The sequence below is a fragment of the Ruegeria sp. BI11 genome (assembly GCF_056538005.1).
In genome coordinates, this window is the sequence record NZ_JBQFSM010000001.1 from 607,539 (window position 1) to 628,971 (window position 21,433).

At 57.9% G+C, this 21,433-nt stretch carries 21 protein-coding genes; 16 read left to right on the plus strand and 5 right to left on the minus strand.

Features of this window, described 5'->3' with window-relative positions; genetic code table 11:
- Positions 1-36: 36 nt before the first annotated feature.
- From ACR0DT_RS02970 to dusB, 3 genes are read right to left on the minus strand one after another with little or no spacing between them, the layout of a single operon-like run.
- Complete coding sequence (locus tag ACR0DT_RS02970; RefSeq protein ID WP_480709319.1) at positions 37-1,404, minus strand: response regulator; 1,368 nt, start codon at positions 1,402-1,404, stop codon at positions 37-39.
- Between the two features lie 17 nt (positions 1,405-1,421).
- Entirely contained in the window at positions 1,422-2,489 is a 1,068-nt protein-coding gene (locus tag ACR0DT_RS02975) for a two-component system sensor histidine kinase NtrB (RefSeq protein WP_480709320.1), read from the minus strand.
- Positions 2,486-3,469 (minus strand): tRNA dihydrouridine synthase DusB, encoded by a 984-nt coding sequence (gene dusB, locus ACR0DT_RS02980; protein ID WP_480709321.1) that lies wholly within the window; start codon positions 3,467-3,469, stop codon positions 2,486-2,488. Before dusB ends, ACR0DT_RS02975 begins: the two co-directional genes overlap by 4 nt.
- Before the next feature lie 184 nt (positions 3,470-3,653).
- Here dusB and ACR0DT_RS02985 point away from each other — a divergent pair, with 184 nt between their 5' ends.
- From ACR0DT_RS02985 to ACR0DT_RS03010, 6 genes are all read left to right on the plus strand, one after another.
- Positions 3,654-4,784, plus strand: coding sequence for a bifunctional 2-C-methyl-D-erythritol 4-phosphate cytidylyltransferase/2-C-methyl-D-erythritol 2,4-cyclodiphosphate synthase (locus ACR0DT_RS02985; protein WP_480709322.1), 1,131 nt, complete (start codon positions 3,654-3,656; stop codon positions 4,782-4,784).
- Complete coding sequence (locus tag ACR0DT_RS02990; RefSeq protein ID WP_480709323.1) at positions 4,781-5,278, plus strand: phosphatidylglycerophosphatase A family protein; 498 nt, start codon at positions 4,781-4,783, stop codon at positions 5,276-5,278. Before ACR0DT_RS02985 ends, ACR0DT_RS02990 begins: the two co-directional genes overlap by 4 nt.
- Positions 5,275-5,745, plus strand: coding sequence for a CinA family protein (locus ACR0DT_RS02995; protein ID WP_480709324.1), 471 nt, complete (start codon positions 5,275-5,277; stop codon positions 5,743-5,745). Before ACR0DT_RS02990 ends, ACR0DT_RS02995 begins: the two co-directional genes overlap by 4 nt.
- Before the next feature lie 353 nt (positions 5,746-6,098).
- On the plus strand, positions 6,099-7,280 hold the full coding sequence (locus tag ACR0DT_RS03000; RefSeq protein WP_480709325.1) for an ammonium transporter: 1,182 nt from the start codon (positions 6,099-6,101) through the stop codon (positions 7,278-7,280).
- Between the two features lie 141 nt (positions 7,281-7,421).
- Positions 7,422-8,102, plus strand: a complete 681-nt coding sequence (locus ACR0DT_RS03005; RefSeq protein ID WP_480709326.1) for an orotate phosphoribosyltransferase — start codon at positions 7,422-7,424, stop codon at positions 8,100-8,102.
- A 235-nt stretch (positions 8,103-8,337) separates the two neighbouring features.
- Positions 8,338-9,828 carry a replicative DNA helicase gene (locus tag ACR0DT_RS03010; RefSeq protein WP_480709327.1) on the plus strand — a complete coding sequence of 497 codons (1,491 nt, stop codon included), beginning with the start codon at positions 8,338-8,340 and terminating at the stop codon, positions 9,826-9,828.
- A gap of 1 nt (position 9,829) precedes the next feature.
- Here the strand turns inward: ACR0DT_RS03010 and ACR0DT_RS03015 are convergent, their stop codons facing one another.
- Positions 9,830-10,369, minus strand: a complete 540-nt coding sequence (locus tag ACR0DT_RS03015; protein ID WP_480709328.1) for a GNAT family N-acetyltransferase — start codon at positions 10,367-10,369, stop codon at positions 9,830-9,832.
- Between the two features lie 217 nt (positions 10,370-10,586).
- Here ACR0DT_RS03015 and alr point away from each other — a divergent pair, with 217 nt between their 5' ends.
- The 10 genes from alr to ACR0DT_RS03065 all read left to right on the plus strand — a co-directional run bounded on the left by alr (position 10,587) and on the right by ACR0DT_RS03065 (position 20,440).
- On the plus strand, positions 10,587-11,621 hold the full coding sequence (gene alr, locus ACR0DT_RS03020) for an alanine racemase (RefSeq protein WP_480709329.1): 1,035 nt from the start codon (positions 10,587-10,589) through the stop codon (positions 11,619-11,621).
- Positions 11,618-12,400 carry an MlaE family ABC transporter permease gene (locus ACR0DT_RS03025; RefSeq protein ID WP_480709330.1) on the plus strand — a complete coding sequence of 261 codons (783 nt, stop codon included), beginning with the start codon at positions 11,618-11,620 and terminating at the stop codon, positions 12,398-12,400. Before alr ends, ACR0DT_RS03025 begins: the two co-directional genes overlap by 4 nt.
- The gene (locus ACR0DT_RS03030; protein ID WP_480709331.1) at positions 12,397-13,143 is read left to right on the plus strand and encodes an ABC transporter ATP-binding protein; all 747 of its coding nucleotides are present in this window, start codon (positions 12,397-12,399) and stop codon (positions 13,141-13,143) included. Before ACR0DT_RS03025 ends, ACR0DT_RS03030 begins: the two co-directional genes overlap by 4 nt.
- 434 nt (positions 13,144-13,577) lie before the next feature.
- Positions 13,578-14,030 carry a paraquat-inducible protein A gene (locus ACR0DT_RS03035; RefSeq protein WP_480709332.1) on the plus strand — a complete coding sequence of 151 codons (453 nt, stop codon included), beginning with the start codon at positions 13,578-13,580 and terminating at the stop codon, positions 14,028-14,030.
- Positions 14,031-14,316: 286 nt separating this feature from the next.
- Positions 14,317-14,961, plus strand: a complete 645-nt coding sequence (locus tag ACR0DT_RS03040; protein WP_480709333.1) for a DNA repair protein — start codon at positions 14,317-14,319, stop codon at positions 14,959-14,961.
- 121 nt (positions 14,962-15,082) lie between these two features.
- Complete coding sequence (gene radA, locus ACR0DT_RS03045; protein ID WP_480709334.1) at positions 15,083-16,444, plus strand: DNA repair protein RadA; 1,362 nt, start codon at positions 15,083-15,085, stop codon at positions 16,442-16,444.
- A 41-nt stretch (positions 16,445-16,485) separates the two neighbouring features.
- Complete coding sequence (locus ACR0DT_RS03050) at positions 16,486-17,091, plus strand: CvpA family protein (protein WP_480709335.1); 606 nt, start codon at positions 16,486-16,488, stop codon at positions 17,089-17,091.
- 629 nt (positions 17,092-17,720) lie between these two features.
- Positions 17,721-19,244: an amidophosphoribosyltransferase gene (purF, locus tag ACR0DT_RS03055; RefSeq protein WP_480709336.1), complete on the plus strand. Its 1,524-nt coding sequence runs from the start codon at positions 17,721-17,723 to the stop codon at positions 19,242-19,244.
- A 261-nt stretch (positions 19,245-19,505) separates the two neighbouring features.
- Positions 19,506-19,754, plus strand: coding sequence for a hypothetical protein (locus tag ACR0DT_RS03060; RefSeq protein ID WP_480709337.1), 249 nt, complete (start codon positions 19,506-19,508; stop codon positions 19,752-19,754).
- A 41-nt stretch (positions 19,755-19,795) separates the two neighbouring features.
- Entirely contained in the window at positions 19,796-20,440 is a 645-nt protein-coding gene (locus ACR0DT_RS03065; protein ID WP_480709338.1) for an SDR family NAD(P)-dependent oxidoreductase, read from the plus strand.
- A 59-nt stretch (positions 20,441-20,499) separates the two neighbouring features.
- Here the strand turns inward: ACR0DT_RS03065 and ACR0DT_RS03070 are convergent, their stop codons facing one another.
- A complete protein-coding gene (locus tag ACR0DT_RS03070; protein WP_480709339.1) occupies positions 20,500-21,342 on the minus strand; it encodes an ATP-binding protein in 843 nt (280 codons plus the stop codon).
- Positions 21,343-21,433 lie beyond the last annotated feature (91 nt).

The following is a 21,433-nucleotide window of genomic DNA, read 5'->3' on the forward strand; positions in this document are numbered from 1 at the left end:
GGTGTGAACCCAGATGCCACGATTTGTGTGGCGATATTACATCAGTTTGCGTCGACGTGTCACCTGAATATCGAGATCTGTAATTTTTTTCCGCAACGTATTCCGGTTAATCCCAAGCAGATCCGCACATTTCGCCTGATTTCCGCCGGTTGCGTCCAGAGCTTGCTCTATCAGCGGAGCTTCTACTTCGCGCAAAATCCGCTGATACAGGCCCGGAGGCGGCAAAAGATTACCATGCAGGTCAAAATATCGGCGCAAATGACGGGCAACTGAGGCCGACAATTTCTCACGTTCGCCATCGCCCAGAATCGGTTCAGCCTCGGGCTGGCTGCCCAGCACCATCTCGACCTCGGGCTTGGAGATCTCATCAGTGCGGCTGGTCAGGCTCAGGCGGCGAACGGCATTCTCCAATTGCCGCACATTACCGGGCCACGAATAACGCCGAACCAGTTCCACCGCCTCGGGGCTGAGCCAGCGTTTAGCGCCATGCTCACGCTCTTCGCGTGCCAGGAAGTGATCGGTCAGCAAGATGATATCGTCTACCCGCTCGCGCAGGGACGGCACATGCACCGTCGCGCCACACAAGCGATAATAAAGGTCCTGACGCACCCGTCCATTTTCCATCGCTTCGGTCAAATCCGACTGGCTGGTGGCCATAAAACGCGGGACGTGGTCGCCGGGCGTGTCCATCATGCGTACGATGCGGGCCTGCAATTCGTCATCGATATCAGCGATCTCGTCGATCAACAGGGTGCCGCCACGCACTCGCGCCATGATGCGCGCGGGTCCTTCCAGATCTTGCAGATCAGCCGCGGTAGCCGTCACAAAAGGCAAGGTACGTCGGTCCGAGAAATCGTGAATAGCGCGCGCAATCAGAGACTTACCCGTACCACTTTCACCAGAAATCATCACTGACAGGTCAGTGTTCATCACCCGCGCCACCAACCGATACAGCGCTTGCATCACCGGTGTCCGCCCAACAAGGGGCAGATCTTCGGGGCGATCTTCAGCAACTTCGACCGCTTCGGATTGCACGTGCTGTTTCTGTTCAAGCGCACGCGCGGTGCGCTTCATAAGATCGGGTAAATCGAAGGGCTTGGGCAGGTAGTCATAGGCGTCCGCCTCGGCCGCCTGAATCGCCGTCATGATCGTATTCTGGGCCGAGATCACGATGACAGGCAGCCCGGGTCGGTCCTCAGCTATTTTCGGCAGCATCTCCAGCCCATTACCATCCGGCATGACCACGTCCGAGATCACCACGTCACCCTTGCCCTCGCCAACCCAACGCATCAGCGTGGTCAACGATGAGGTCGCATGAACTTTACACCCTGCCCGCGTCAGGGCCTGCGTCAGAACGGTGCGGATCGTGCGGTCGTCATCTGCGACCAGTACTGTGCCATCCATCGGGTGCTCTCCTTGTTCTACGTTGCGTCTTTTGGCGCCCGCCTCAGCGAGATGCGGAACACCGTACGGCCCGGCACAGAGTCGGCCGAAATCCAGCCGTCATGGTCCGAGATAATCTTGCTGACCAGCGCCAGTCCTAGGCCGGTACCGTTTTCCTTGCCCGACACGAAGGGATCGAAAATATCGCCCCGGATCTTCTCGGGCAGGCCCGGACCATCGTCGATGATCTCGATCTGCAGCGGCAGTGAATGGCCCGAACCGTCATTGCGGCGCAGCCGGAAGGAATGTTCGAAATAGGTGCGCAACCGGATAGTGCCGCCTTTGGGATCAGCCGCCTCCGACGCATTCTTGAGCAGGTTCAACACCACCTGCAGAAACTGATCGGGGTCACCATAGGCCAACGGTAGCGAGGGGTCATAATCCTCAATGATTTTCATATGCGCGCCGAACCCAAGCAGCGCCGACCGCCGCGCGCGGTCGAGAACATCGTGAATATTGACCGGCTTGAAATCAGGTTGTTGCAGGTTTCCGAATTGCTCGACCTGTTCCAGCAATTTCACGATTCGTCGACTTTCAGCGACGATTAGATCTGTGAGTTCAAGATCTTGCTGCGGGATATTCATGCTAAGAAGCTGCGCCGCCCCGGTAATCCCGGCCAGTGGGTTCTTAATCTCATGCGCCAGCATTTCAGCCATGCCAATAGCCGACTGCGCTGCCGATTTTACTGTATTGCCCAAGGTCATCCGCCCGGCCAACTCGCGCGGTGAGATGATCATGATCATCGACCCCGGATGCCCAACCAGAGGGGCAATCTGCAGCGCGCATTGCAGCGGTGCCCGGTTGCCCGACCCAGCATCCACATCGTTCACGAATAGCGGCGTGCCCTGTTCGCGCGCACGCTCGAACGCTTCTTCCAGCGGGGCGTCCACGGCGATCTGGTCCCAGACCGGATGTCCCACCACCGCTTTGCGCGATGCGTTCAGAAACCCTTCACCCGCGGAATTCACATCGGCAATCCGGTCCTCGGCGTTGATGATGAAGGCGGGAACCGGCAATGAGGTCCAGATGTTCTGATCCGAGGTCATGCGGCCGCCTCTGCATCTGCGTCCAGAGCGTCACCCAGTAGGCGCATCACCTCGTCTGTGTCGCGCGTGGTTAGAACGGAACGGCGCAAAGCCGCAGGCGTGCCGGCCTCGTCCATATACCAGCCTAAATGTTTCCGCGCGACGCGCAGGCCCAGATCGGATCCATAGAACCCAAGCATCGCCTGATAATGGGCCCGCACCATTTCAAGCAGATCCTCACCCGTCGGAATTTCCGGCGCGACTGCGCCATAAAGGTCATGACAAATCTGCGCCAGCAGCCAGGGTTTGCCCTGCGCCCCGCGTCCGACCATCACCCCATCTGCGTCTGATTGGTCCAACGCAATGCGCGCGGCGTCCGTGTCCACGATATCCCCGTTGGCGATAACCGGGATCGAGACCGCCTCTTTCACCGCACGGATCGCCCGCCAGTCGGCACTCCCTTTGTAGAACTGACAGCGAGTGCGGCCATGGATCGTGACCATGCAGATGCCTGCATCCTGCGCCCTCCGCGCCACGTCGGGTGCATTCAGCAGGTTGTCATCCCAACCCAAACGGGTTTTCAGAGTCACCGGCAAATCAACGGCCTCGACCACCGCTTCGATCAAAGTCAGCGCGTGGTCTGGCGTTTTCAGCAAGGCCGACCCAGAATAGCCGTTTGTCACCTTCTTGGCCGGGCAACCCATATTGATGTCGATCACCCGCGCCCCACGATCAGCCACTTGCCGGGCGGCTTCGGCCATCCAATGTGCCTCGCGTCCCGCCAGCTGAACGGCAGTGTTTTCCACATCCGCAGACAGCTCGGCCCGCTCCCGTACACCGGGTTTGGCCTGCACCATCTCTTGACTGGCGACCATCTCGCTCACGACCATGCCCGCGCCAAATCGCATCACCAGATCGCGAAACGGACGGTCGGTGATTCCGGCCATCGGTGCCAGCAAGACCGGCGGGTTCAGAGCTTTGTCAGCGAGCAACAGAGTCAACGTGCTTAATCCTTGGGCAGTTGCGGCTTTGATATCGAATTGAACGCATATGAACAATAAAATGGCGACCATCAAGCCCGCTAAATCATCACATGCCTAATTTTTAGGCAACTTTACGTGGGTGATTGCCTCTGCATTCACCGCACCCTAAAGATTGCCTCAAACCACCGGAGAGAACGCCCCCATGACTACCGCCGCCATCATCGTCGCCGCAGGACGCGGTCTGCGCGCCGGAGGGGGGATGCCGAAACAGTGGCGTCCTTTGACGGGGCGTCGCGTCGCGGATTGGACCATCGACCGTTTTCGGGGACAGGTCGACCATATCGTGCTCGTTCTGTCCGAAGGTGACAGCGACGCGTGGGCCGAATTCGAAAGCACCGATCTGATCCTTGCCAAGGGCGGCAGTGACCGAGCCGGATCAGTTCGCAACGGGCTCGCAGCGCTTTCACCGTTTGGGGTAGAACGCGTTCTGATCCATGACGTCGCCCGACCCTGCGTTGACATTCAGTCCATTCAACAAGTGTTGGACGCGCTGGAAACCCACCCCGCAGCCGCACCGGGGCTGGCGGTCACCGATGCACTATGGACTGGGGATGGGACCGTCGTCACAGGAACGCAGGACCGGTCCGGTCTGTTTGCAGCGCAAACACCGCAGGGCTTTCTCTATGACGCCATTGTCTCGGCGCACGCCGCCCACCCCGGCGGCGCTGCAGACGATGTCGAGGTTGCCCGCGCTGCAGGGCTGGACGTCGCCATAGTGCCGGGCAATGCGGACAACATCAAAATCACACGGCCCGAGGATTTTGCCCGGGCAGAACGCATATTGGGAACGGACATGGATGTAAGGCTAGGCAACGGGTACGACGTGCATCGGTTTGGCGACGGGGATCACGTGGTCCTGTGTGGTGTGAAGGTGTCGCATGACCGTGGCCTGCAGGGCCATTCCGACGCGGATGTGGGGATGCACGCGGTCACCGACGCCATCTATGGAGCGCTGGCGCAGGGTGATATCGGCCAACATTTCCCTCCTTCGGACCCACAATGGAAGGGTGCTGCCAGCGAGATCTTCCTGCGTCACGCGGTCGAGCTGGCCGGGCAGATGGGATATAATATCTCGAATGTCGATTGCACGCTGGTCTGCGAATATCCCAAAATCGGCCCCCATGCGCCCGCCATGCGGGACGCAATGGCGCGGATTATGGATTTGCGCGCGGATCAGGTCTCAGTCAAGGCAACCACGTCGGAACGGCTAGGTTTCACCGGTCGCAGCGAAGGGATTGCCTCATTGGCTACAGCCTGTTTGGTGAAATCATGACCGCCGCGCGTCTGATCGGAACTGTTGGTGGTGTCGGGTATTTGCGGCCTGCGCCAGGCACATGGGGGTCTCTTGTCGCCCTGCCCCTAGCGTGGGTTCTGCACACGTTGGGAGGCTTTCCCCTGTTGGTAATCGCCACGCTGGCCGCATTCTTTGGCGGTCTCTGGGCCACACGCGTGATGACCGCTGGTCAGGACAATCACGACCCATCCGAAATTGTCATCGATGAGGTCGCCGGGCAATTCATCGCGCTCTGGGCGATTTCATACCCGTCCTGGGCTCACGGAATTGAAATCACAGCGCTGTGGCCGGGGTGGATTGCTGGCTTTGTGCTGTTTCGCCTGTTCGATATCACCAAACCAGGCCCTGTTGGCTGGGCCGACCGGCGCAACGACGCGATGGGCGTCATGCTGGATGACGTCATTGCCGGAGTTCTTGCCGGGATCGGTGTTCTGATCCTCGCCGGTATTTCACACGGAGTTCTAGGCCTGTGACCGTCGCCGATATCCTCCACCGCGCCAAATCGCAGGGCGTGATGATCGCCACCGCCGAAAGCTGTACTGGCGGCATGGTGGCGGCGGCCCTGACCGATATCCCCGGCAGTTCCGCCGTGGTCGAGCGCGGGTTCGTCACTTATACAAACACCGCAAAGCAGCAGATGCTAGGTGTTCGGGCCGCAACGCTGGCCGCACATGGAGCGGTCTCAGAACAGGTCGCACGTGAAATGGCAGAGGGTGCCTTGGCGCATTCCGAGGCGCGGCTTGCAGTTTCCGTTACCGGCATCGCGGGCCCCGGAGGGTCTGAGTTCAAGCCCGAGGGTCGAGTCTGTTTTGGGTTGGCCGTTAAGGGTCGACCCACGCTGACTGAGACTGTTGAGTTTGGGCCGTTGGGCCGAGACAACGTGCGCATTGCCGCACGAGATCATGCTTTATTAATGATAAATCAATGCCTTAATTCATAAACCTAAAGGCACCTCGAAATCCTATTCGCATTAAGTTACACACCGTTTTCGAATGAACTCAAACACCAACAACGCCTTTGAACCGGCGTGATGAAGTTAACCAGGCAAAAAGCTGGCTGCCCCGGCAACCGTTCCCTTGAAGGCATCGGTTTCACTTGCAAGCCCGCACCATTCTCCATTCCATTGCTGATCATTTTTTAAGCACCGAACGCCAAACGGCGCTCATTTAATCACCGATTAGCCAAAAGCCCTAAAAACAGGCGCTAAAAACCACGCCTGCCTCTTTTTTCCACGCCCGCTCTCGGCTTCAACGCCCGTCACGCACGTTAAAGAAGCAAAGAGGAGACCGGCCGATGAATGGAGCCGATACCGCCTGGATTATAGTTGCAACCGCTCTGGTCCTGTTCATGACATTGCCGGGACTGGCCCTGTTTTATGGCGGCCTCGTGCGCGCCCGCAACGTGCTGAGTGTCTTCATGCACTGCTTCAGCATTGCCTGTCTGATGAGCATCCTGTGGCTAGTCGCGGGTTATTCGATTGCATTCGGCGACGGTGGATTGGGCCTATGGGGCGGGCTGGGCAAAGCGTTTCTGAACGGGGTCGACGCCGATAGCTTATCAGGCACCCTGCCCGAGGTTCTGTTCTTTGCCTTCCAGATGACCTTTGCCATCATCACCCCCGCATTGATTGTCGGAGCTTATGTGGAACGCGTGGGGTTTGGCTTCGTCCTGACCTTCTCGGGCCTGTGGATGTTACTGTGTTACGCCCCTGTGGTGCATTGGATCTGGGGCGGCGGCATGCTGACCGATGGTGGTATCTTGGGAGAAATCGGAGTGCGTGACTTTGCAGGCGGCATCGTCGTCCATGAAACAGCCGGTCTGGCCGCGCTGATCATCGCAGTGGCGCTTGGGCCGCGCCGCAATCGCACGACACCGCCGCACAACCCCGGATATGTCATGATCGGTGCCGCGATGCTATGGGTCGGCTGGTTCGGCTTCAACGGCGGTTCGCAGCTGGCCGCTGACGGTGGAGCCGCTATGGCGATGACGGTCACGCATATTTCGGCCGCAACAGCCTCTTTGTCATGGGCGCTGTACGAGCGCATCAAATACGGCAAGGCTTCGATGGTGGGTCTGGTCACCGGCACAATCGCCGGTTTGGCCTCGATCACCCCGGCCTCGGGTTATGTTGACCCGGTGCAGGCGCTGATCATCGGTGCGGTTGCTGGCGTGCTGTGTCAGGAAGCGGTCAATGTGATCCGCAATATCCTCAAGATCGACGACACGCTGGACGTCTTTGCTGTGCACGGTGTGGGTGGAATCTTTGGCACCATCATGATCGCCGTATTCGGACTGGGCGCATGGACCGCGCAACTGGGCGGGCTGATGATCGTAGGTGTCTTTACGGCAGTTGTCACTTTTGTGTTGATCAAGGTGGTTGCGCTTATCACCCCGCTTCGCGTAGATGCCGAGACCGAAACAAACGGGCTTGATCTGTCGGCGCACGGCGAGCGGGCCTATGATATGAGCAGCTAAGCCCACCTTAGCGCGCTCGGCCCGTAAGGGCTTAAGCGGACCTCTTGCGGGTCCGCTTTTCTTTTGCGGCTCAGCCCTCTCGACTCTGGCCCAATGGACAGGCTATCAGCCCGCAACGTCATTTTGTCCCGAGGTTGCACCATGATCCCCAGTTCTTTCCCCGATAGCACCGAAATCGCCCGCCTGACTGCGCGGATGCTGCTGGAGATCAAGGCCGTTCACTTCAATTCGCGCGCACCATTCACTTTGGCGAGCGGCCTGCCTAGCCCGACTTATATCGATTGCCGCAAGCTGATCTCATACCCACGCATCCGATCGACTTTGATGGATTTCCTTACGGTTACCGTGATGCGCGATGCAGGGTTCGAAGCGTTCGACAACATCGCCGGCGGTGAAACCGCGGGTATCCCGTTCGCTGCCATGGTCGCTGAGCGTATGGCGCTGCCGATGACGTACGTTCGCAAAAAGCCAAAGGGCTATGGCCGCAACGCCCGTATCGAAGGCGCGATGAGCGAAGGCGAGCGCGTATTGTTGGTCGAGGACCTGACCACCGATGGCGGCTCGAAATTGTCTTTTGTAGATGCGATCCGTGAAACCGGCGCGACCTGCGGGCATACGGCGGTGATCTTCTACTATGGCATTTTCCCCGAGACCGAGAAAACGCTGGGCGATCATGGCGTGAAGCTGCATTCGCTTTGCACCTGGTGGGATGTTCTGGCCGAGGCCAAGGCCCAGAAAGCCTTTGACCAAGAGACACTTGACGGTGTTGAGGCTTTCCTGAACGACCCCCGTGGCTGGCAGGAAGCCAACAAACCTTTATAAAACGCCTGTGTATAAGCTGGGGGTAACTCTGCCCAGAATCGCCCCCACACAGCTTGCATCTTGTGCAACCGTTGTGCGGCTGCACAAAATATTGCGTGACGTGGTATTTTTTGGCAGAGTTGTCCAAAGTTATCCCAAGCTGAAGCCAAGTTATACGCGACTTATCTTCAGAGATTTACAGATGGCCCTACTGGGGTCTGATTGATTAGAACTGCCACAGGGCAGCGGGGACAAAATGAACGAGATAAGCAGTATCGAGCAGGCAGCGGCGCAGATTCAGAACGCCGAAACCATGCCGCACTCCATCGAAGCCGAGCAGCAGCTTCTGGGTGCGATCCTCACCAACAACGATCTGTACGACCGGGTGGCCTCGATTATCGGGTCCGAGCATTTCTATGATCCGGTCCATGCCCGAATCTACGAAGTTGCGGCCAATCGCATCGCCAAGAATGCGCTGGCCTCGCCCGTAACGCTGAAATCCTTCATGGCCGAGGACGAAGGTCTGAAGGAGCTGGGTGGCCCGGCCTATCTGGTGAAACTGGCCGGGGCCTCGATCAGTGCTTTCGCGGTGCATGACTACGCCCAGATGATCTATGACCTTGCCATTCGGCGCGAGCTGATCCGGCTAGGCCGGGACATCTCGGACAAGGCGGCAAGGGTCGATGTGTCGAGCGAGCCCAAAGAACAAATCGTCGAGGCCGAGCAGCAACTTTATCAGTTATCCGAGCAGGGCCAGACCGAACAGGGATTTCAATCCTTCCTCAAGGCGGTCACAGAAGCCGTCAACGTCACCAACGAAGCGTATCAACGTGGTGGCGGCATGGCAGGTATTTCCACCGGTCTGGCCGACTTGGACAAACAGTTGGGCGGGTTGCACCCGTCCGACCTGATCATTCTGGCCGGTCGTCCGTCGATGGGGAAAACCTCATTGGCGACCAACGTGGCGTTCAACGTGGCCAAAGCCTATAAGCGTGGCACCAAGCCCGACGGCACCGAAGGTGCGATTGACGGCGGCGTGGTCGGGTTCTTCTCACTTGAGATGAGCGCCGAGCAGCTGGCGGGTCGGGTTCTGGCCGAAGCATCCGAGATTTCCAGCCACAAGATCCGTCAGGGCGATATGACGGAATCAGAATTCCGCCGCTTTGTCGACGCGGCCAAAGAACTGGAAGCTTGCCCCCTGTTCATCGACGACACACCTGCCCTGCCGATCTCGCAGCTGGCCGCTCGCGCGCGTCGATTGAAACGGACACATGGTCTGGACCTGCTGGTGATCGACTACCTGCAGCTATGTCGCGGAATGGCCGATAACCGGGTCAATGAGATTGCTGAAATTTCTATGGGCATGAAGGCCATCGCAAAAGAGCTGAACATCCCTGTCATCGCTCTGTCACAGCTTTCGCGTCAGGTCGAAAGCCGCGACGACAAACGCCCGCAACTGTCTGACCTGCGGGAATCGGGCTCGATCGAACAGGACGCTGACGTGGTGATGTTCGTATTCCGCGAAGAATACTACAAAGAACGCGAAAAACCCGGCGATCATGAGCTGGAAAAGATGGAAGAGTGGAAGCAGGCCATGGAACGCCTGCACGCGAAGGCCGAGGTTATCGTCGGCAAGCAGCGTCACGGCCCCATCGGCACGGTCGAACTATCGTTTGAGGCGCAGTTCACCCGCTTCGGCAATCTGGTCAAACCCTGGCAGCAGGACGGCCAGATCGAAGGTTACTGATCTACCAAAGCTCGGGCCTGTTGAACGCTTGGACACAGCGAGACGGACCCGCCAGCGGCGCATCATTGCCATTCAGGGATTGCCCCAGCCATCCATGCGGCATGCTCAGCGGCATTGGCGGTTGTGCAAACGCAATGGTGATCGGTTGAAAACCAGTCTTCTCGTAGTAGGCCGGGTCGCCGTAAGTCACTGCAAGATCACCCCCTTGTCCACACAACTCGTTCAGTCCAAACCCGATCAGTTTTTGCCCGATGCCCGACTTTTGCCTATCTGTTTTCACCGCCACCGGTGACATCAGAAATACCTGACGTGGGTCCTGATCGTACTTGAGGCGCGAGAACAAAATGCAGCCTGTCAGCACGTCATCGTCCACCGCCATAACACCCAACAAGTCTCCGTCGGGTGTGGAATGCAGTAAATCACCCACCAAATCGGCCACTGCGCGCCCTTCGGCCTCACTCTCAGAGGCGGTGAAAACATCCAGAAACAAACCGGGCAGTTCATCGACCCGCGCTTGGTAGTCTGCTGTCAGGTATAGCATTGCAGCCCCTCTCAGTTGCATCAACGATCCCGTTCTGGGCACTCAGTTGAACACAGGGCAGACACAATGGCGAGACTTCGACCACCCCAACTTGGGGCTTTTTATTTAGCGTTGACCTTAGGTTACAGGCCAGAAGCTGCGCAGGAATGCCGGGATATGCGCAAGATTTGCCGCCTACCCCCTTGACCTGCCGCAATCCAATGTCATGAACAGCACCATGAGTACCGCACGCTTAACGATCAATCTTCACGCGCTGGCCAGCAATTGGCGGGCGTTGGATGCAAAAACAAATGTCGAGACCGGCGCCGTGGTCAAAGCCGACGCGTACGGCCTTGGCGCTGGACCCGTATCCGCGACTCTGGCCGAAGAAGGCGTTCGCAAATTCTTTGTCGCCGCGGCAGAAGAAGGTGCCGCCGTGCGCCAAGCCGTGGGCCCAGAACCGCAGATCTTTGTATTCTCGGGGTTCATGGAAGGCGACAACGGCCTGCATTTTGCCGACAACCTGATCCCTTTGATCAATTCACCGGAACAGTTCAAGCGCCTGCAACAGGCAATGCCGGATCACCCTTTCGGTGTTCAATTGGACAGCGGCATGAATCGTCTGGGTCTCGAACCCGCCGAATGGGCCGCGCTGAGGTCTGAGATGGAGAGCTTGAACCCACAAGTCATCATTTCGCATTTAGCCTGCTCTGACGAACCTGACCACCCGATGAACCGCCAGCAGCTGAAGACCTTCCGCGATATGACCGACGGTGTAACCGCACCACGGTCTTTGGCAGCGACGGCGGGCACATTGATGGGCCCGGAGTTTCACTTTGATTTCTGCCGTCCAGGTGTTGGCCTTTACGGCGGCATGCCATTTGCCGACGCCAAACCCGTGGTGACCGCCGATTTGCCGGTTATTCAGGTGCGCGTCGTCGAAGTCGGCGAATCTGTGGGCTATGGCAGCAGTTGGGTCGCCCGACGGCCATCCAGAATCGCGACAGTTGCCGCAGGTTATGCAGACGGCCTGCACCGAGCCATAGGTGGCGGCATCGATACTTTTGCAGGTGGTAAACCCTGCCCTGTTGTCGGTCGTATCTCGATGGACCTGATCACAGTCGACGTCACAGACCTGCCCGAGGACCCCGAGCGCCTGCGCATCCTGAACGGTCACCAGACAGTCGATGATCTGGCCGAGGCTGCTGGCACCATCGGGTATGAAATCCTCACATCGCTTGGCGCGCGCTATTCTCGGGGTTACGTGGAATGAATCCTCTTTCTCTGTTGGGTGGGTTGGGCCGCGCGGTCCTGGCGCTGTTTGCCACTTTCGGCAAGGTCGCGCTGTTTTCGATTGATGCGATCTCGCACATCTTTCGTCCGCCTTACTACCCACGGGAATTTCTTGTTGCTTTGATGAATATCGGATGGCTGTCTTTGCCCGTTGTCGGCCTGACCGCCATTTTCACCGGCGGCGCGCTGGCGCTGCAGATCTACGCCGGTGGTGCCCGTTTCAACGCCGAGGCAGTAGTACCCCAGATCGTTGCCATCGGCATGGTGCGCGAACTTGGCCCCGTGCTGGTGGGCCTGATGATCGCGGCCCGCGTGACCTCATCCATCGCCGCCGAGATCGCCACCATGAAAGTGACCGAGCAGATCGACGCCTTGGTCACTCTGTCCACCCATCCGATGAAATACCTGACTGCCCCGCGCGTTCTGGCCGCCTTGATCACCGTGCCGCTGTTGGTTGGAATTGGAGATGTCATCGGCATCGCAGGCGGCTATGTGGTTGCCACCCAAAATCTGGGTTTCAACCCCGCGACTTACCTGCTGAACACCGTCAATTTCCTTGAGGCGCATGACATCATGTCATCACTGGCCAAGGGTGCAGCTTTCGGCCTGATCGCGGCTGTGATGGGTTGCTTTTACGGCATGAATTCGGGCCGCGGCGCGCAGGGGGTGGGCCGGGCCACCAAATCCTCGGTCGAATCTGCCGCCATCATGATTCTGGCCACCAACTTCATTCTGACAGGGGTGTTCTTCTCGCTATGATCCGGATGGAGAACGTACAAAAAGCCTTCGGCGACAATCGGGTTTTGCAGGGCATGAACCTCGAGATCCCCAAGGGCACCTCGATGGTCATCATCGGTGGTTCGGGCACAGGAAAATCGGTGGCGCTGAAATGCATCCTTGGCCTGATCAAACCCGACAGCGGCATGATCTTTGTGGATGACAGAGACGCCACTAAGGGCGACCGGGATGCGTTTCTGGCCCGGTTCGGGATGCTGTTTCAGGGGGCGGCCCTGTTTGACTCGCTGCCCGTCTGGCAGAACGTTTCATTCCGCCTCTTGCGCGGACCGTTGAAGCGCCCCCCGGAATACGCACGCGAGATCGCCATCGAGAAACTGCGCCGCGTTGGTCTGAAATCCGACGTGGCCGACCGGTTCCCCTCCGAGCTGTCAGGCGGGATGCAAAAACGCGTCGGCCTCGCCCGCGCCATCGCCGCCGAGCCCGAGATCATTTTCTTCGACGAGCCCACCACCGGCCTGGACCCGATCATGTCCGGTGTCATCAACGACCTGATCCGCGAGATCGTGACCGAGATGGGAGCCACCGCGATGACCATTACCCACGACATGAGCTCGGTCCGTGCGATTGCCGACAACGTGGCCATGCTGCACGGAGGCGTCATCCAGTGGACCGGCCCGGTCAGCCAGATGGACGCGTCAGGTGATCCCTATGTGGAGCAGTTCATCAGCGGCAGTGCAGAGGGGCCGATTGAGGCAGTGCGGTGATGGCGCAATGTGCGCTTAAAAGATTGTAATCCGTTTTCTACTGAAACTTGTTTTGTAAACTGCGAGTCTAGTGCTTCATTCTCTTCACTTCCTCGCGCCCTGCAAAGACTAAAGAAATGAATTTCAGAGGAACAAGAACTTGAAGACGTTTCTATTACTGGCAAGAGAGTTTGTGACCTACTATTCGGTTCCACTTCGTTTGCTCGCTTGTTGCTCGCCAGTTATTGTCTGGAGGTTTCTTTTCGCCGACAGCTACTATGAATCTGCTTATTCAACGCAAGCCGATTTTGCCCTAGTAGTCGTCCTTCCACTTGCTGTTCTTTATATGTTCTGGGAGTTTTTTCAGCTAAAACGAGGAAACTCGAAGAAGAGAAGCTCAACTAAAGACATTTAAGCCCAATGGTAATGTGCCACCGTGAACTTCGATGGAGCCAATGACCCTCCGCCTCGCCACCCTCTCCCTTCTGATCCTCTACCCCATCGCGTGGTTCGCCCCCCTGATGCGCGCGGGGCTACTGCCGATCTTCGGCCTCAGCGAAATCAGTGTCATCACCGGCCTGCAGTCCCTGTGGAAATCAGACGTCTTCCTGGCACTGATCGTCACCATCTTCGCCCTGTTTGCCCCTTACATCAAAACCATCGGCACCGCTCTGGTCCAATGGGATCTGCTGGACGCCCGCGTCCAACCCGCCCTGAACATCCTCGGCAAACTGGCCATGGCCGACATCTTCCTGATCGCGCTTTATATCACTCTGGCCAAGGGCATCTCGTATGCGACCATCGAAACCGCATGGGGTCTGTATCTGTTCACATCCTGCATTTTGGCCTCGATCGCACTGGGCTATATTACCGAGATGACACGCAGATCACGAAATAATCAGATGTAATTGATTGAAAACACTCATCTGAGTATCATCTTTATATTTCGAGCAGTGACAATTTGTAGTTTCGGGTCCGTAGCGGATCAATCTGTGTGTTTTGGATGCTCTCCGCTTGGGCCTGGTGTGTACCGGTTCTAGAAGGAGTTCGTCGAACATGACTGCCCTCCACAACATAACATTGCAATTTCAGAATGCCTTTTTAAGACTGACTTTTTTCCTCATATGCGCGGCAGCCCTTTTCGCTGTTTCAGCCACGCTTTTATCCGCATTAGGCGTCTTACCCTGGCTCTCAATGCAAGCCGGATTCGGTGGCGGCCCGGTGACGGATGCCGGGATGTTTATTCAGATCGGTTTGACCGTACTGATTCTCATGCTCGCGTTCTATCTGCCGGCCAACGCACGAATGATGGCCCTGGAAAACAATCACCGCAAATTCGCGCTGAACATGCATGACATCTCTGACGCCTATCAAATGGCCCATGCCGCAGATCGCGCTGGTCTGTTCATGATGTCGTCCGAATTTGACGCGGTGAAAGAACGCATGGCCTTTCTGCGCCAGCATCCCGACCTGCAAAAACTCGAACCCGAAATCCTGGAATTGGCCGCCCAAATGAGTCAGATCAGTCATGAACTGGCCGAAACCTACGGCGATGTCCGGATCAATCGCGCACGGTCCTTCCTGCAACAGCGCCAGGAAGAGATCGAACTGTTCCAGAAACGTCTCGAAGAAGCTCAGGTGATCCAAAACGAGCTGCGCCAATGGACCCGCGATGTCGAGATGGAGGAAACCATCGCCAAATCGCAATTGGCCCGTTTGCGCGATGAGCTGTTCGAGCTGTTGCCCGAATTGTCAGCACAGTTGCAAACTCCTCCCAAGGACAGCACGAACAAAGCATCCAGCGTGGTCGCAATGTCCCCGCCTCGCGCGGCGGAATAGGCGCTTCAGCGCCTCGCCGCGAACGACGGCCCATCGGACCTGAGGACGCGGCGCCCCACCGGCGGAGATGAAAGCCCTGCAAGGGCTTGAAGAACCGCCCGTCCTCGGGCACCAAGGCCGCATGGCAAAAACGACTTTCTCCTGCTCGGCCTGTGGCGCGTCACATTCGCGCTGGTCCGGGCGTTGCGACGCATGCGGTGAATGGAACACGATCACGCAAGACGTCCCCCTTTCGGCAGGCCCCGCCAAGAAATCCTTGGGCAGCAAACGCGGCCAGTCCATCGCACTCACCGATCTGTCGACCGAAGAAACACCTCCGCCCCGCACGCTGTGCGGAGTTGAAGAGCTCGACCGTGTACTGGGCGGTGGCCTTGTCCCGGCTTCGGCCCTGCTGGTGGGCGGCGACCCCGGCATCGGCAAATCCACCCTTCTGCTTCAGGCTGCGGCCCGTTTTTCCCGCGCTGGTGTGAAAACCATTTATATCTCGGGCGAGGAAGCCAGCGCTCAGGTTCGAATGCGTGCCCGTCGGCTTGGGTTAGAAGATGCGCCGGTGCAACTGGCTGCCGAGACTAATCTGCGCAACATCCTGACAACGCTTGAGGCTGAAAAACCCGGCCTTGCAATCATCGACTCGATTCAGACCATGTGGGCCGACAACGTGGACAGCGCACCCGGTTCGGTATCACAAGTCAGGGCAGCCGCGCATGAATTGACCACATTTGCGAAACGACACGGTGTGTCGATTGTCATGGTTGGTCACGTCACCAAGGAGGGCCAGATTGCCGGCCCCCGGGTGGTCGAACATATGGTCGATACGGTCCTCTACTTCGAAGGCGAACGCGGCCACCAGTTTCGCATCCTACGCGCCGTCAAAAACCGGTTTGGCCCCGCCGATGAGATCGGTGTTTTTGAGATGACCGGCAAAGGCTTGGCACAGGTCACCAACCCTTCGGCCTTGTTCCTGTCGGAACGCGGCACACCCAGCCCCGGCTCGGCGGTTTTTGCGGGGATCGAAGGCACCCGCCCTGTATTGGTTGAATTGCAGGCTTTGGTTGCTCCGTCGCCCCATTCTCAACCCCGCCGCACCGTCGTGGGATGGGACAGCGGACGACTTGCAATGATCCTTGCAGTGCTTGAGGCTCGATGCGGCGTTCCCTTTGCGGGACTCGATGTCTATCTGAACGTGGCCGGTGGGATGAAGGTCAGTGAACCTGCTGCCGACCTTGCTGTGGCCGCAGCCCTGCTAAGTGCCCGCGAAGACACAGCCCTGCCCGCAGATACAGTGGTTTTCGGAGAAATCTCGTTATCCGGGGCACTTAGACCGGCCCCTCAGACCGAAAACAGGTTGAAAGAAGCGCAAAAACTTGGTTTCACATCAGCAATCGCTCCGGCGGGTGGTAAAACCGGCACTGTGGCAGGTCTGACACTCACCCGACCCTCTGATTTGGTGGGGTTTGTTGGCGAAACCTTCGGAGCAGGTTAAGGTAACGCCTTGAGGGGCAGAAAAAATTACGGGCGAGGGCCATGGAAGGTTTTACAATTATCGACGGGGTGGTTGCCCTGATCATCGTCGTGTCGGGCCTGCTGGCCTATTCACGAGGATTCTTACGTGAGGTTTTGGCCATCGCAGGCTGGGTCGCAGCCGCCGTTCTGGCCTTTATTTTCGCACCCCAGGCTGTGCCGCTGGTGAAAGAAATCCCAGTCGTCGGGGATTTCCTGCGCGACAGCTGCGAATTGTCGGTAATCACCGGTTTTGCCGCCGTGTTCGCAATCGCTCTGATCGTGGTCAGTATCTTTACACCACTGTTTTCGTCGATCGTGCAGCGCTCTGCCATTGGCGGTCTGGATCAGGCACTTGGCTTTTTCTTCGGCATCGCGCGCGGCATCTTGTTGGTGGCTATCGCCTTCTTTGTCTATGATACAGTGATGACTGGCCAATCCTATACAATGGTCGACGAAAGCCGTTCTGCCAAAGTGTTCGAACAGTTCAGCGACCGCATCGAGGAACAAAACCCCGAGCAATGGCTGGGTTGGGTCACCCAACAATATGAAGAGCTGGTGGCAAGCTGCGGCGCCGGTACCGAAGCGCCAGAAGCCTCGGAAACCACGGCACCAGCAACAACCGAATAAAAGAAAGCCCGGCACTGACCGGGCTTTTTCCTTACCTAACCGTCAGACATATTCGGTTAAGAAACCTTCTCCGCCGCAGACTGTGCACCTGGTATTCTTCAGGCCAAAGCACCCTTCACAGCGGCCCATAATAGGTGCGCCGTGGATATCGCGGCTTTTGACTACCTCTCCTGAGCCATTGCAAATCGGGCACGGTGATCGGCCCATGCCACGGCAACGATGGCACCGGCGCTTAACCGGCTCTTCCTTTTTTCTTCCTTGCTTGTGTTCCCACATGGCTCTGTTCCAATTTACATCCCGGCTAACGGGAAAACTCGTTACACGTATTATGACAGCACAAGCCTGCGCATATGTCACCTTTTGATACCTCATTCGGCAAAATCCACCTTTGGGAAATAACAATTGTGATCCTTTGATGACACAGCCCCCTTTAAGCATTATGTGGAGGCCGAACTGACATGGAATCGGAGCGACCGATCTTGCTGTACCTGTTTTCTTTCGCGCTTACCCTTATGACGACAGCGCGTTTGCACCATCAGCTTGGTCGACGACTCTGTGCATTTGCACCGCAGTGCAGACATTCCGCTCATCACCGCTAATCAAACCGTCATAGAAATTGGAGCCCGTACATGTGTGGGATTTTGGGGATCGCAAGCAGGACGCATGATGTCTTTGCGGAAATCTATGACGGGCTGCTGATGCTGCAGCACCGGGGTCAGGATGCCTCGGGGATCGTGACTTACAACGGCGAATACTTCCGCGAAAAAAAGGCAAATGGCCTGGTCAAGGATGTGTTCAACGCCCAAGACGCCGAAACCCTTATGGGCAAGATCGGCATGGGCCATGTGCGGTATCCGACCGCCGGTTCGCTCAGCGCGTCGGAAGCACAGCCCTTTTTCGTGAATGCCCCGTACGGCATCTATCTGGTCCACAACGGCAACATCACCAACACCGCTGAACAGCGCGAGAAGGTAACCGCCAAATATAGCCGCCACCTGCGCACCACATCGGACTCGGAAATCCTGCTGAACGTGCTGGCCGACAAGGTGGCCGACGCGATCAAGGTCAACGGCAATGCCGAGCCGATCCGCAATATCTTTGCGGGTGTGAAGATGACGATGGAGCGGATTCAGGGCGCCTATTCGGTGATCTGTCTGGTCGCAGGCGTTGGTATGCTGGCCTTCCGCGACCCCTATGGCATCCGCCCCTTGTCCGTTGCCAAGCGCGATGTGGACGGAGATGGCGATGATTACGCCTTTGCCTCTGAGGATGTGGCCTTTGGCATCAACGGGTTTGAAAAGCTGCGCGATCTGAAACCCGGTGAGGCGATCCTGATTGATCTGGATGGCAACATGCACACCTTCCAGGCGGTCGAAGGTCAACTAACACCGTGTATTTTTGAATATGTCTATTTGGCCCGCCCGGATTCGCTGCTGGACGGTGTCTCGGTCTACAAGACGCAGATGCGCATGGGTCAAACGCTGGCCCGTCAAATTGAAGCCGCCGGGCTTGAGATCGACCGCATCATCCCCGTGCCCGACAGTGCCCGACCTGTTGCGCTTGAAGTTGCCAAAGCCACGGGCATTCCCTACCGCGAAGGTCTGGTGAAAAACCGCTATGTCGGTCGAACTTTCATCATGCCCGGCCAGGAAGAGCGTCAGAAATCCGTGCGACGCAAGCTGAACGCCGTGCCGTTGGAGTTCAGAGACCACAACGTGCTGTTGATCGACGATTCAATCGTCCGGGGCAACACGATCAAGAAAATCGTGCAGATGTGCCGTGATGCCGGTGCCAAGAAAGTATTCATCGCCAGCGCCTCTCCGCCGGTCAAATTCCCTAACGTTTATGGCATCGACATGCCCACCAAGCATGAGTTGATCGCCAACGGCAAAGACATCGAAGAAATCCGCCAAGAGGTCGGAGCCGACGCCCTGTTCTATCAGGATCTCGACGATCTGATCTGGGCGGCCAAAGAAGGCAATCCTGAGATCGAGGCGTTTGACTGTTCCTGCTTCGATGGCAACTACATCACCGGCAGTGTCAGCGATGACTATCTGGACAGTCTCGAAAACAGCACTCGGGTCAGCAAGAAACGCGAAGACATGCAGGTTCCCGGCGGATCGTGGAACAGCGCGAAACTGGCCTCGGGCTAGGTTTTACCCCGAATCGACATTTCATTGACCCGTGTCGCAGACGCGATGCGGGTCTTTTTTTGCCTGACTGCCGGACTGAATAGGTAGATTTCCGCCACAACCCTTCGATGAAGAAATTGCAATCGCAAGGGCTTCGCCGAGGTGCGAAATCCCATCTGGTGGCGACTGACCAATCGGGGTTTTCCTTCGCGACCCGGTTTGGTAGCCCGCTGGAAACCACTCAAAACAAGGGGTCGGGTCGCTGCGGCCGGGCCGGAATCCATGTCAAACGCCACTGTCAAAAGTGCGGCCACGCAAAAGGGCGCGCTGAACAAAAGCTCTTTGTCCGTTCTTGGGGTGTTTGGCCCGAAATCGGATATGCGGGCCCTGATGCGCATGTCGTCGGGGCGTGTCAAAGAGGTGAAACTGGGCAGCCGCGTGTCCTCGGGTACTGTGGTTGCGATTGATGCTGAAGGCGTGATGCTGCGACAAAGCGGCCGGACCAAGCGGATCGTCATCCCCGGCAGTTAAACCGGCTTGACGCCCTGCGTGCAGGGGTTCAAACCGCTATCATGACCGATCAGACCAAAATAGCCCTCATCACCGGGGCCTCTCGTGGGTTGGGCGCTGCCCTGGCCGAGGCACTGGCACCCGAATATCACATCGTCGCCGTCGCCCGCACCACTGGCGGGCTGGAAGAGCTGGATGACCGCATTCAGGCCAAAGGCGGAGCGGCAACACTGGCGCCGATGGACATCGCCGACCCGAACGCCATGGCGACCCTGTGCCGGGGCATTCATGACCGCTGGGGCAAGGTGGACCTGTGGCTGCACACGGCCGTCCACACTTCGGCCCTGACGCCCACGCATTTCATAGACCCGAAAGAGTGGACAAAGGCCGTAAATACCAACGCTACGGCCACGTCAGTTCTGATCCCCTATATCGCCCCTTTGCTGGGCGAAACCGGCCATGCCGTGTTCTTTGACGATCCCAAGGCAGGTCAGAAGTTCTATGGCATATATGGCGCGACTAAAGGTGCACAGATGGCACTGGCGCGCAGCTGGGCGCTTGAGACCGAGCGCACCGGTCCTCGGGTTTCTATTGTCGAGCCTGCCCCAATGCCAACCGCCGTGCGCGCGCGGTTCCATCCCGGTGAAGACCGCGATGCCCTGACCAGCACGGCAGACGAAGCCGCACGGATTTTGTCTTTGCTCTAGGAATGGCCCTATGGGCCATGCCTCCGGCGGAGATATTATTGCCAAGTGAAGCGGGCGGGTTAGGCGATATGCACGCCGTTCCGCCCAGCCAGATCGACGAAGAATTGCCACGCAACGCGGCCTGAACGAGCGCCGCGTGTCGCCTGCCATTCGATGGCTTCGGCACGCAAGGTTTCGGCGTCAACTGACACGCCGTACGCACCACAATAGCGGTCGATCATCGCAAGATACTCGTCCTGATCGCAGGGATGGAAGCCCAACCAAAGGCCAAATCGATCAGACAATGATACTTTTTCTTCGACCGCCTCGGACGGGTTGATCGCGCTGGAACGTTCATTCTCGATCATGTCGCGTGGCATCAAGTGGCGGCGGTTTGACGTGGCATAGAACACGACGTTTTCCGGACGCCCCTCGATACCCCCGTCTAGCACTGCCTTGAGCGATTTGTAGTGCTGGTCATCGTGGCTAAAAGACAGGTCATCACAGAAGAGGATGAACCGGTGCGGCGCGGCCCGGAGGTGGTTCAGCAAACGCGCGACCGAGCCCATATCCTCGCGCTGGAGCTCTACCAGCTTCAGGTCCGGGTATTCATCCTGCAACGTGCCGTGGACAGCCTTGACAAGGCTGGATTTGCCCATCCCCCGCGCGCCCCACAACAGCGCGTTGTTGGCTTTGAACCCAGCGGCAAAGCGGCGAGTGTTGTCCAGCAACGTGTCGCGAGACCGGTTGATGCCGACCAACAAATCCAGATCGACGCGGTTGACCTGCGCGACGGGCTCCAACCGATCCGGTTCAACATGCCAAACAAATGCCGGGGCCGCCGCGAAATCGGGCGCGGCCAGAGGGGCTGGTGCCATCCGCTCCAGCGCGTCGGCGATACGGTTCAGAGCTTTGTCGTCCATTGGGGCCTCCGGCGTCATGTCTTGCGGGGTTCAAACCATGTTCGAAGCAGCGCAACAAGGGCCAGACACGAAAAAGGCGCGCCGAACGAGC